9 protein-coding genes are annotated in these 11,816 nt (G+C 36.3%); 8 read left to right on the top strand and 1 reads right to left on the bottom strand.

Annotation, left to right across the window (positions count from 1 at the left end; all coding sequences use genetic code 11):
* Positions 1-182 precede the first annotated feature (182 nt).
* From G7Y57_RS10075 to G7Y57_RS10065, 3 genes are all read left to right on the top strand, one after another.
* Positions 183-2,600: a TonB-dependent receptor domain-containing protein gene (locus G7Y57_RS10075; RefSeq protein WP_165023296.1), complete on the top strand. Its 2,418-nt coding sequence runs from the start codon at positions 183-185 to the stop codon at positions 2,598-2,600.
* Positions 2,601-2,971: 371 nt separating this feature from the next.
* The gene (locus G7Y57_RS10070) at positions 2,972-3,556 is read left to right on the top strand and encodes a DUF3575 domain-containing protein (protein ID WP_165023293.1); all 585 of its coding nucleotides are present in this window, start codon (positions 2,972-2,974) and stop codon (positions 3,554-3,556) included.
* A 15-nt stretch (positions 3,557-3,571) separates the two neighbouring features.
* On the top strand, positions 3,572-5,023 hold the full coding sequence (locus G7Y57_RS10065; protein ID WP_165023290.1) for a DUF3868 domain-containing protein: 1,452 nt from the start codon (positions 3,572-3,574) through the stop codon (positions 5,021-5,023).
* 91 nt (positions 5,024-5,114) lie between these two features.
* Here G7Y57_RS10065 and G7Y57_RS10060 read toward each other — a convergent pair whose 3' ends face one another.
* Positions 5,115-7,436 (bottom strand): DUF5686 family protein, encoded by a 2,322-nt coding sequence (locus tag G7Y57_RS10060; protein WP_165023287.1) that lies wholly within the window; start codon positions 7,434-7,436, stop codon positions 5,115-5,117.
* Between the two features lie 413 nt (positions 7,437-7,849).
* Here G7Y57_RS10060 and G7Y57_RS10055 point away from each other — a divergent pair, with 413 nt between their 5' ends.
* The 5 genes from G7Y57_RS10055 to G7Y57_RS10035 all read left to right on the top strand — a co-directional run.
* Entirely contained in the window at positions 7,850-8,410 is a 561-nt protein-coding gene (locus G7Y57_RS10055; RefSeq protein ID WP_185153932.1) for a helix-turn-helix domain-containing protein, read from the top strand.
* Between the two features lie 98 nt (positions 8,411-8,508).
* Complete coding sequence (locus tag G7Y57_RS10050) at positions 8,509-10,713, top strand: heavy metal translocating P-type ATPase (RefSeq protein ID WP_165023284.1); 2,205 nt, start codon at positions 8,509-8,511, stop codon at positions 10,711-10,713.
* 141 nt (positions 10,714-10,854) lie between these two features.
* Positions 10,855-11,082, top strand: a complete 228-nt coding sequence (locus G7Y57_RS10045; RefSeq protein ID WP_165023281.1) for a heavy-metal-associated domain-containing protein — start codon at positions 10,855-10,857, stop codon at positions 11,080-11,082.
* A 14-nt stretch (positions 11,083-11,096) separates the two neighbouring features.
* Positions 11,097-11,555 (top strand): DUF3347 domain-containing protein, encoded by a 459-nt coding sequence (locus tag G7Y57_RS10040; protein ID WP_165023278.1) that lies wholly within the window; start codon positions 11,097-11,099, stop codon positions 11,553-11,555.
* 2 nt (positions 11,556-11,557) lie between these two features.
* Positions 11,558-11,816 (top strand): multicopper oxidase domain-containing protein (locus G7Y57_RS10035; RefSeq protein ID WP_255491403.1); only part of this gene is annotated, 259 nt, incomplete at its 3' end.

The following is an 11,816-nucleotide window of genomic DNA, read 5'->3' as shown; positions in this document are numbered from 1 at the left end:
GTCGATAAGGCTCTATATGACTTGTTTTGAGCTAATCGTATCATAGTTAATATTTGTGACAAAAAGGTAAATCTTTGTGCCACCTGCTTAAACTAAAGATTCATTCGTTTTTTTAGAGATTCTAATCCGTTTAGTTTTGCCTTTGAATAGAAATAAGGGATTAAAACTAATATCGGAACATAATGAAAAACACGCGACTAACACTTCTATTATTAATGCTACTTACTTGTTCATTTATTATAGCATCGCCTATAATAAGAATTGAAGGAAAATTGGTGGAGAGCGGAAAGAAAATTCCGATAGAATTTGCCGATATTATCCTATGTAAAAAAGGCGAGACAACCGCTATTGCACATGTATATTCTGAACAAGACGGGCATTTTGCTTTATCGGATATACAACATGGTGAGTATGACCTTATGGTCAGGCTGGTTGGGTACGATATATACAACCATTCGCCCATAGTGCTGACACCTGCAACGACCATTCTGGATATTGGTATAATAGAATTGGTTCCTTTGGAAACAGAACTTGCAGAAGTGGTTATCGAAGCCGAAAAAAAGCAGGTTATTTATAAATTGGATAAAAGGATTATTAGCGGCTCTAATAATCTGATGAGTGCTGGCGGAACAGCAATCGATATATTGGAGAACACTCCGTCTATACGCATAGATGCTAATGGTGATCTTACATTCCGTGGAAGTAGTGGTTTCATGGTGTTTATAGATGGGCAGCCAAGCTTATTAAAAGGTTCGCAAGCCTTACAGCAAATCCCGGCCAGTATTATAGAAAATATTGAAATAATAACAACACCTTCAGCCCGTAACGATACGGATGGTGATGCCGGTATTATCAATATTATTACAAAACGAAATGGTTTACAGGGACTTAATGGTATTGTAAATACATATGGGAGCACCGTACTATCTAATGGAGCTGATTTTTTAATCATGGGACAAAATAAAAAGCTGCAATGGAATCTGGCGGGCTACTGGAATCAGCCGATACGTAAGAGTAATTTCGAGCAAGACAAAACAACTATTGTGGATGGTATTACAACAACATCACATTCCGAAGGTCCGAGAGGCAGTAAAAATTATCATTATGGTGTGAGAGGAGGTATGAATTACAAGCTGACTAATACGACTCTGAATCTTGGACTGGAAATAGGGTATAATAAGTTTACGCGTGATGGTGATTTAAATTATATCGAAACCAAATTGGATGCAAGCGGTATAATTGAAAAATCAGAAAATAACAGTCGGGATAATTATGATTTGCATTCCACTATTAATCAGGGAAATATTGGGTTCGATCATAAGTTTAATAAAGATGGACACAAGTTATCGGGCAATTTTATGCTGGCTTATGAAGGAGATGCTCTCGAATATTTCCAAAGCGACCTGTTTGATGAAAATAATGTACGCCAACAAGGGCACAGGGCGTGGGAAAAAGAAGTCCGATGGACTGTCAGAGGCAATTTAGATTATGTTATTCCATATAGCAAAACGGGAAAACTTGAGGCAGGATATCAATATTTCTCATATCTTGAAGATGGCGATTATAAAATGAAATTCTGGGATCCGGCAAAAAAAGAATTCTACTGGAGAGATGATATTTATAATACGTTTTATTTTCAGCGAGGCATCCATTCTGTTTATACTATGGCATCACAATCGTTTAATGATTTTGAGATACAAGGCGGATTGAGAGGTGAGCATACGCATCAGGTATTATGTAGTTCGAAGGACTGGGCTAACCGTGAGAAAAATTATTTTGAAGTCTATCCATCTGTTCATATGGGTTATACACTTCCCAAAGATCAGCGAATAACTGCGTCATATTCTTATCGTATCAATCGTCCCGAGCTCTTTTTTATGGAACCTTATATTACTTACCGTGATTATTATACAGCCGAAATCGGGAATCCCGATATACGTCCCGAATACATACATTCGTTCGAACTGAACTATAAAAAGAACTTAAATGAACATGTACTGGCTACAAGTCTATTTTATCGCAGTCGCAAAGATAAAATAGAACGTCTGCGTGTTCCTTATGAAGCTGGCGTAACCTTAGACTCTATGGCAAATGTAGGGAATGACCAATCGATGGGTATTGAACTGAATGCGCAATTAAAAGCTTGTCGTGGATGGAATATTAATGTGAACGGTAATGTATATTACTATAAAGTTGAAAATAAATTTAAACTGGATGCTAAAAATGAAACCAGTACGAACTATGATATTACAATCAATAATTTAATCGATGTGCATAAATATACACGTGTTCAACTAGATGGTAATTTTGTAGGACCTTCGGTTACAACACAAGGGCGTTCGGACTCTTTTTGGTTTATAAATCTTGCTGTTCGTCAACAATTGCACCCGAAATTGATGTCTATCCTTTCTTTTCGTGATATACTCAATACTGCCCGATATAAGAGTGATATAACTACAGCCGATTTGCAGTCAGTTACACACATCCGTCCGAAGTATCCGGTCATAATGCTGACCCTTAGCTACACATTCAACAACTTTAAGAAGAAGTCTAACGATTCTCGCGATAACCGTGATTTATTTGAAGGTACCGGTTACTGAAATATCTGGTTAATGGTCTTAATCTTTTTGCTCTTTTCAAATCTATTATGCTATATCTAATTCTAATCTGAAAACACGGAGATAGTGAAGAACGACATATCACTATCTAAATAAATCCTTCTGAGTAATTTATTCGGAAGGATTTCATCTTGAAGCAGCTTTGTTTTTTTATTTAATTATCCTGTTTCGGAACGATAGTGAGTGTATCAAATTCTGTCTGGTGATCCGAATAAAGCCTAAACGGAATAAATGTTATTCTTTCACCAAACATTTCTACCTCGACATTGTTTTTATAATAAATTAGCTTAACAAAACTAAATTGGTTAAGATGTTCTTTATCCAAGATATAACTATATAACGATCTGAATAAGATGAAAAATAAGACCTTTTGTATATGCATTATTATCCTTCTGTTTACAAGCATTGCGAATGCTCAAAACAAAAAGGATGGATTGTATATGCCTACCATTGCACTAAAGACAAATGCTCTCTATTGGGCAACAACAACGCCTAATATTGGCTTGGAAGTAGGTTTGTCTGAGAAAACAACACTTGACATATCGGGTAATTACAACCCATGGGAGTTTTCTGATAATAGACAAATAAAGCACTGGTTGATACAACCCGAGTTTAGATATTGGTTGTGTGAAAGATTTAATGGGCATTTTTTCGGGGTACATGCTCATTATGCAGAATATAATGTAGGTGGTATCAAGATGCTTGGATTTAAAGACTATCGCTATCAGGGTAATCTTTACGGCGGTGGTATCTCTTATGGCTATCAATGGATTTTGAGTAATCGTTGGAGTTTGGAAGCAACAGTAGGTGTGGGTTATGCCCATCTGGATTATAAAAAATATGAATGTAAAGAATGTGGTAGCCAATTGAAAGACGATACGAAGAATTATTGGGGTCCGACCAAAGCTGGTCTCAGCATTATTTATATACTTAAGTAAATGAAGTAAAGAAAGATGAAAAAGACTATATACTGTATTTGTTCAATAGCCCTATTGCTAACAGCGAGTACACCGATTTTAGCCCAGCATATTTATAAAGAACAAATAACTGTTAATTCGCGGCAATTGCAACAAAAAGGTGATTCGCTATACCTACATATGGAGATGGATGTGAGTAAAATAGATATGGATTACAATCGTTCGCTTACTCTGACGCCCATCTTAATCGCTACTGATAATCAATTGGAGTTTCCTGCGATCTTGATTAATGGCACTAATCGTCATAGGGTTTATCTAAGGTCGATAGCGCTGAAACCCTATCAACTTGATGATCTAAATCTTTATAAGGTGGTTGGGATTGGTAAGAAAAACGATAATATACTTCATTACGAAGTTGTAATTCCATATACAGAATGGATGAATTCAGCCAGACTTGATGTCAAAGAAGATTTGTGTGGGTGTGGAGGACATGAACAAGAAATCGCAATGGAGACGGTAATAAATAAAGTTGATCTTGAAAAAATAATTATTCCGGAAGTAAAACCAGAATTAATATATGTAGAACCCAAAAAAGAAATCGTAAAAGTTCGTAGCGAAGAGTGGGAAACAAAATTGAATTTCCCTGTAAATAAGACAGTAATTTATCCTGACTATATGGGTAATCGCGATGAACTTGTGAGAATAGAATCAGGAATAAACTCAATTAAAACTGATTCTAATATTACAATTACACGTATCGAAATTATCGGCTTTGCCTCGCCAGAAGGACCTGTTGCTATAAACGAAACTCTGTCGCGTGGACGTGCTAATGCCTTGAAAGAATATCTTGCAAGTAAGTTCGATATGCCATCTGATTTATATAGTGTTGAATATGGCGGCGAAAACTGGGACGGATTGATTACTATGCTCCAAGCTTCAGATATAAACGATAAAGACAAAATACTTTCTATCATAAATAATACAACCGATATAGCGACTCGGAAGAGTAACCTGCAAACATTCAATGGTGGAGTTCCCTATCGCGAGATGTTAACTACTATTTATCCGACGTTGAGGAAAGTAGTCTGTAATGTATATTATAATGTAAAGAGTTTTAGTGTCGATGAGGCGAAAGCGGTCTTAAAGACTAGCCCTCATCAACTAAGTCTTAATGAGATATTTCAAATAGCCGGCACATATCCCGCAGGGAGTGATGCGTCTTTATGGGTATTTGAAACTGCAGTTAAAATGTATCCTAACGATTCTATTGCGAATCTGAACCTTGCGGCAGCCGCTCTAGCTCGTGAAGATTTAGAAACAGCACAAATATATTTAGATAAGAGTAACAATAATACGCCCGAATATTCAAATAACAAAGGTGTATTTTATATGCTTAGAGGGGAAGCTGAGAAAGCAAAGATTGAATTTGAAAAAGCCATAAAAGGAGGTGTAGAAGCTGCAAAGTTTAATCTGAAAAAGCTTGAATAAGGTAGCATACAAAATAGAATATTTATACGGAAGGCTTTAATTGAATATGCATTTTCAATTGAAGCCTTTTTGTTTTTCTATGAGGTAAGGATCAGAAAGAGAAACTCCCCGAAAACAGTATAGTCCCTTTTGTAATATCTTCCCCATAAATATCAGAAGTATATGTTAGTCTGCGGGCATAATCTACACGTAGTACTTTAAATATATTGGCGATTCCGATGCTGGCTTCAGCATACGGCACATTACCAAGAGCCCTGATCCCATTATTAAACATAAATAATTCGGGGTGAGTTTCAGGGTTATTCCTTTCCGAAAGGGGGCCGTAAATCATCTTGGCTCCCAGGCAAATTTTCATCTTGTCGTTTTCGAGGAACAGTCGTATCGGAGTCCAGTTGAGAGTTGTATTTATACTTGTCGAAACAAATCTGTCGGTTACAAACTCGTAGAAATTCATACAGTTATAAGCATTATGACTAAATACATAACTTTGATTACCTTCGGGTATAAATAATAATGGAAAGGGAACCTGCCCCCATATCTTGCCTCCTGAAAAATAAGTGTCGATTTGCCCTATATTTTTATCGAAAGAGAACCTTTTAAAAATATTGAAGTTAGAAACCTGATAACTGTTATCGGAATCGAATATCCTTTTGATACCTATACGGTGTGTAAAATCGAATTCGAATGATGCGCGACGAATGGCCGTACGCCTTTCCTTCCTTTGGAAGAATTTTTCGCCGGGTGCATAACGTACCGATACTTGAAGTTCGCTGCTTGTTATATGATTGATAACGGTTGTATCGTTATCATTCCGTACTTGTATATATTTAACGACACCCATGGGGCGGTCGTAAGTAAACTTGCCCGCTATTTTATATGTAAAGTTATGGCTGTTCTCGCTCTCAAAAGCTAATAAAGCTACTTGCTGATGCGACATATTATCAGTAGGGGTGTGAGCAAAAGACTGGGCAAAGTGATCCCTGTTCATAAGCAATACATCCTGTCCGGGGATATTCAAATCTGAAGCGTATGCAAAAGAAATTACCTTTTTAGGATACTCCCATAAGTATTTGCTTTTGGGTAACAGCGAATAGGCTATGTTTGCCTGATATTTCAGTGTTTGATCTTTTGTTCCGTAAGCTGCATATCCACCCAATTGGAAATGGTTGGATAGATTTATTGTTGTATTTCCTCCTACACGCAGCCTTAATCCTTCCATATCGTTATGGCTTATAAAGTGGGTTAGGGGACCTATGTCTGCTTTTTCATCAGCAATACTGATAGACCCACTAAGAACCAGTCGGATCATACTTTCGAGACGACGGAAGCTTTTATCCTCATCGGCTGCCAGCTTTAGGCTATCCAATTGAATTTGAGATGCAGTAAGAGGAATAGGACGTATTTGTTCCCAAAATGAAGGATCATTTTTTCTGCTATCTCTCGATTGACTTCTTCCTGTTTTTTGTTCCGCAGACACCGGTTTAAAACTATAGTTAAAATATAAATCTTTTCGGGATGCGACGATTGTTCCCTTGTTATCACTTCCTATTTGTAATGTGTTTTCTTTTTCAACAGGAATTATCAGATTTTCTTTTTCGCCGAACCTGTGTCTTATGGCCACTTTTCTCAGAAAATTAGTGTTTTCAGGATTATTAAACATAAATTCGGCTTCGACCAGTCTCGGATTATCGCCGGGGGTTATATACAGATATCCGGAAAAAGCGTTTTCTTGCATATGTTTACTGTAAAAAACGATCTCCACACATTCTTCTTCACCGATTATTTTTTTCTGCCCGGTAAATTTATAGGTATATATTTCTGTATTAGCTTCGTTTAAAGGCCCTTTGAAAGAAAGTAACATCACATTACTATTGTATTTGAATAGATCGATATCTCCAAAGGCTTCATCTAGAAAAGATTGAATGTTTTTGTGTCCTAAAACCTGAAAAATACCATTATCTGTAGATGTCTGAATTATACGGGGTTTTTTGCTTTGAAGCTTATTTGTAAAAACAGATTTGTGGTCTTCAAATAACAAAATGGTAACAGATTTCATATCCGAATCCGGATTTGGTTTTACATGTTCGAAACAAAACCCGAATGGACGGATCAGATATTTGGATATAAGGTCATTGCTGTTGCGAACCCGATCTATTTGTGAGCCAACGGAATCTTTGTGAACAACAATATCCACTGATGTTTTTCGATAGAATTCATAGTTATGTACAGGTTGATTTGTGTATTTGTTCTGATTGTAGTTTTCAATGGCGTTTAGTATATATTCTTTTGCATCAGGCAATTCGTCTTTATTCGGGAGCGAAAGGGTATATTTTATATCCCTTCGTTCCTCTTGTGCCGAAGAATAAATATATAAAAACAGCAGGCAAAAAATAAGAATATATCGTAAAAACATTGGGAGCCTTTAAATTATTTTGTTCTGATGAATGATAATATTTATTGTTAATATATCATTCATGTCATTTGAAACTTAATTTAGAAATTCAGTTTTTGTTTTATTTTTCGTTTCTAATTTATTTTAGTTGTAAAAATAGACTTTTTCTAAGTTTCAATAGTCGTTTTTTGAAATATTTTGGGGGATGTATTAAATAAATTGAACCTAATTAGATAAAGATAGTTAAAGTGGAACGGATAAGAGGAAGATTGAATTTGAGAAAGCAGGAAAAGGGTGTGCATTCTGCATATATTATAGATGTTAAATTCTCTTTTATTTATAATGTGAATTTCATTTAAAAAATAAATAGTTTAGTTTTTATCCAAACTAATCTCCTTCATTAATTGTATATTTAGAGAATCAATTGAAGAATTATGAAACTCTATATAAAAAATATGGTATGCAACCGCTGTAATATGGTTGTACAATCGGAATTAGAAAAGCTTGGTCTTAATCCATTGAAGGTTAGCTTGGGAGAGGTTGAGCTGGATCGCGATTTGACTGATGATGAAAAACAGCGATTGAGCGATGTGCTTGAGTCGTTGGGTTTTTCATTAATAGATGATAAGAAAAGCCGTTTGATAGAACAGATAAAAACAAATATTGTTGAATTAGTACATTATGATAATAATGATTTAAAAATCAATCTGTCAGATTATCTAAGCAGTAAAATTCATCACGATTATAATTATATCAGTAATATCTTTTCCGAAGTAGAGGGCACTACTATCGAAAAGTATTTCATTGCTCAGAAAATAGAGAAAGTAAAAGAACTATTAGTATATGATGAACTAACATTGAGTGAGATAGCCTATCAGCTCAATTATTCGAGTGTCGCTCATTTAAGTGCACAATTTAAAAAGATAACAGGCTTGACACCTAGCCATTTCAAAAATATAGGGATGGATAGGCGCAAACCGTTGGATAAAGTGTAAATGATGTAAACCTATCAAAGAATAATGTAACATACGGAAGTCTATTTATAGCCAACTTTGCATTGTAAGAAATACAATATCTTAAAATACAATATAATATGGCAACTATAAAGAAAACTTATCCTGTACTCAATATGAGTTGTGCTTCGTGTGCAGCCCATGTAGAGAGTACACTGAAAGCACAAAAAGGTATTACCAATGCATCTGTGAATTATGCAACGGCAAATGCTAACATCGAATTTTCCCCCGAAACGATCAATGTAGAAGATATAAAGAAAGCAGTTCAGGATTCCGGTTACGATTTGCTTATTGATGATAGCGAGCATAGTGCCGAACTTTTGGATGAACTGCATACAGCTAAATTCAAAAGTCTGAAACAAAAGACTATTCTTGCTATTATTCTTTCCGTTCCTGTGGTTGCAATTGGTATGATATTCATGGATATGCCTTATGCCAACTATATTATGTGGGTTTTATCTACCCCTGTACTCTTTTGGCTGGGGAAAGACTTTTTTGTGAATGCGTGGAAGCAAGCCAAGCATCGATCTGCTAATATGGATACGCTTGTTGCTTTAAGTACGGGAACAGCCTATCTTTTTAGTGTATTCAATACCCTTTTTCCTAGTTATTGGAGCGAAAGAGGCTTAGAGGCACATGTCTATTTTGAGGCAGCAGCTGTTATTGTGGCTTTCATTTTGTTAGGGAAATTATTGGAAGAGAAGGCGAAAGGTAATACATCGACCGCCATAAAGAAATTAATGGGTTTACAACCTAAAACAGTAACTGTTATTCGCGATGGAGATCAACAAATGCAAATTTCGATAGAAGATGTAAATAAGGGCGATATAGTAGTTGTGAAACCCGGTGAACGGATAGCTGTTGATGGTCAGGTCGTAAATGGCATGTCGTATGTAGACGAAAGTATGTTAAGCGGCGAACCTATTCCTGTTTTGAAAGAGGAAAACGAAAAAGTATTTGCCGGAACAATCAATCAGAAGGGTAGTTTTCAGTTCCGTGCCGAAAAAGTAGGTGCCGAAACTATGCTTTCACACATTATAAAGATGGTACAAGATGCACAGGGAAGTAAAGCGCCTGTTCAGAAATTAGTAGATAAGATTGCAGGAATATTTGTCCCCGTAGTAATCGGAATAGCTTTGCTTGCTTTTGCAATATGGATGATATTCGGTGGTGAGAACGGATTTACACAAGCGTTGCTGGCTTTAGTTACTGTCTTGGTTATCGCCTGTCCGTGTGCATTGGGATTAGCCACGCCGACAGCAATTATGGTAGGAGTAGGTAAAGGTGCAGAGAATGGCATCCTTATAAAAGATGCTGAAAGTCTTGAATTAGCTAAAAAAGTAAATGCTATTGTACTGGATAAAACAGGGACTATAACCGAGGGTAAACCTGTTGTTACAGATATTGTCTGGCTTAATAACGATGACAGTTCCAAAGTTGCTTTATTGAGCTTGGAAAAACAATCGGAACATCCTTTAGCTGATGCAGTAACAAACTATTTTTCTCAGTTATCGGCAATAGCTGTATCGCAATTCGAGAGTATCACCGGGAAAGGAGCGAAAGCTATAATTGATAATATGACCTACTTTGCAGGGAACAGTAAATTGCTGCTGGAGAATGATATTCAGATAGATAAATTATTACAAGATAAGTCGATCGGATATACGAATGAAGCGAAAACTGTTATTTGGTTTGCAAACGAGACGGAAGCCTTGGCTGTAATTGCTATTGCCGATAAGGTTAAGACCACTTCGAAAGAAGCTGTGCAACAGATGAAAGAACTGGGTATAGATGTCTATATGCTTACAGGAGACAATGAGGCCACCGCAAAAACTATTGCAGAGCAGACGGGCATAGATCATTACAAAGCTGAGGTATTGCCGCATCAAAAAGAAGAATTTGTAAAACAATTGCAGGCTGAGGGAAAAACGGTAGCAATGGTTGGCGATGGAATAAACGACAGTGCGGCTTTAGCTCGTGCAGATGTAAGTATAGCGATGGGTAAGGGGAGTGATATCGCTATGGATGTTGCGAAAATGACGATCATATCATCAGACTTGAACAAGATACCGATGGCTATAAAACTATCGAAACAAACGGTAGCTACTATCCGTCAGAATCTATTCTGGGCATTCATTTATAATATTATCGGTATACCTATTGCTGCCGGAATTCTTTTCCCGATCAATGGTTTTTTGCTTAACCCAATGATTGCAGGTGCTGCTATGGCATTAAGTAGTGTAAGTGTTGTGACTAATAGCTTAAGACTGAAATGGAAAAAATAAATAGTAATCAATGAAATTTTTCAGAAGACCCTGTCATCCCGATATGTAATGAGGGATCTATTGGGCGCATGCCATAAGAAATACTTCGTTCCTCAGTATGACAAACGGATAAATAGTAATAATTAAATAAAAATAGAAATTATGGAATCAAAAGATAAAACAACTTTCACATTCAAAACAACTATTAACTGCGGTGGATGTGTCGCAAAAGTAACTCCTGTTCTTAATGCATCTAAAGGCATAGAAAGCTGGACAGTAGACACCGAAAATAAAGATAAAGTATTGTCTGTAACATCAAACGGCATTACAGAAAAGGAAATTATAGATACTGTGCAAAAAGCAGGATTTAAAATAGAACGTATTAATTAAAAACAAAAAAGACAATGAAAATATTATTAATATTTCTTGCGGCACTATTGGTTAGTGGTGCTGCTTTCTCTCAAAATCAGGAAGCTTCGGCTTCGGCTCTTTTGAAGAACTATTTAGATATAAAAGATGCTTTAGTAAAAAGTGATAGCAAGCAAGCTGCCGTATATGCAAGTGAGATGCAGGCTACGCTTGAGAAAGAAACATCGCTAAATGAAAAAGAAGCCTTACTTCAAGCAGTTCAGCAAGTAACCAAAGAAAAAAATATCGAAAAACAACGAACAGCTTTTATGAATTTGTCTACTTTAATGTGGAATGTCGTAGAGAGTTCCGAAGGTTTGACTCAGGATGTTTATTACCAGTATTGTCCGATGAAAAAAGCTTACTGGTTAAGTACCGAAAAAGCGATAAAGAACCCGTATTATGGTTCTAAAATGCTGACTTGTGGTAGTGTTGAAGCAACTAAAAAGAAATGATTATGAAATGGTATCTGCTCATAGTTTTGTTTTTCGTTGTGTCTATGGGAGGATATTCTCAAAAACTGGTTCATTATGATTTATATATCAATGACACCATTGTAAATTATACGGGGAAAAATAGAAAAGCAATCGCTGCTAACGGTCAAATCCCGATGCCGACACTTTATTTCACCGAAGGAGATACGGCAGTAGTGGATGTGCATAACAATATGATGCACGAAACATCTATTCACTGGCATGGTCTGCTTTTACCCAACG

This window comes from Dysgonomonas sp. ZJ279 (genome assembly GCF_011039205.1).
Classification (GTDB): domain Bacteria; phylum Bacteroidota; class Bacteroidia; order Bacteroidales; family Dysgonomonadaceae; genus Dysgonomonas.
This window is presented reverse-complemented; position numbering and strand designations above follow the sequence as displayed.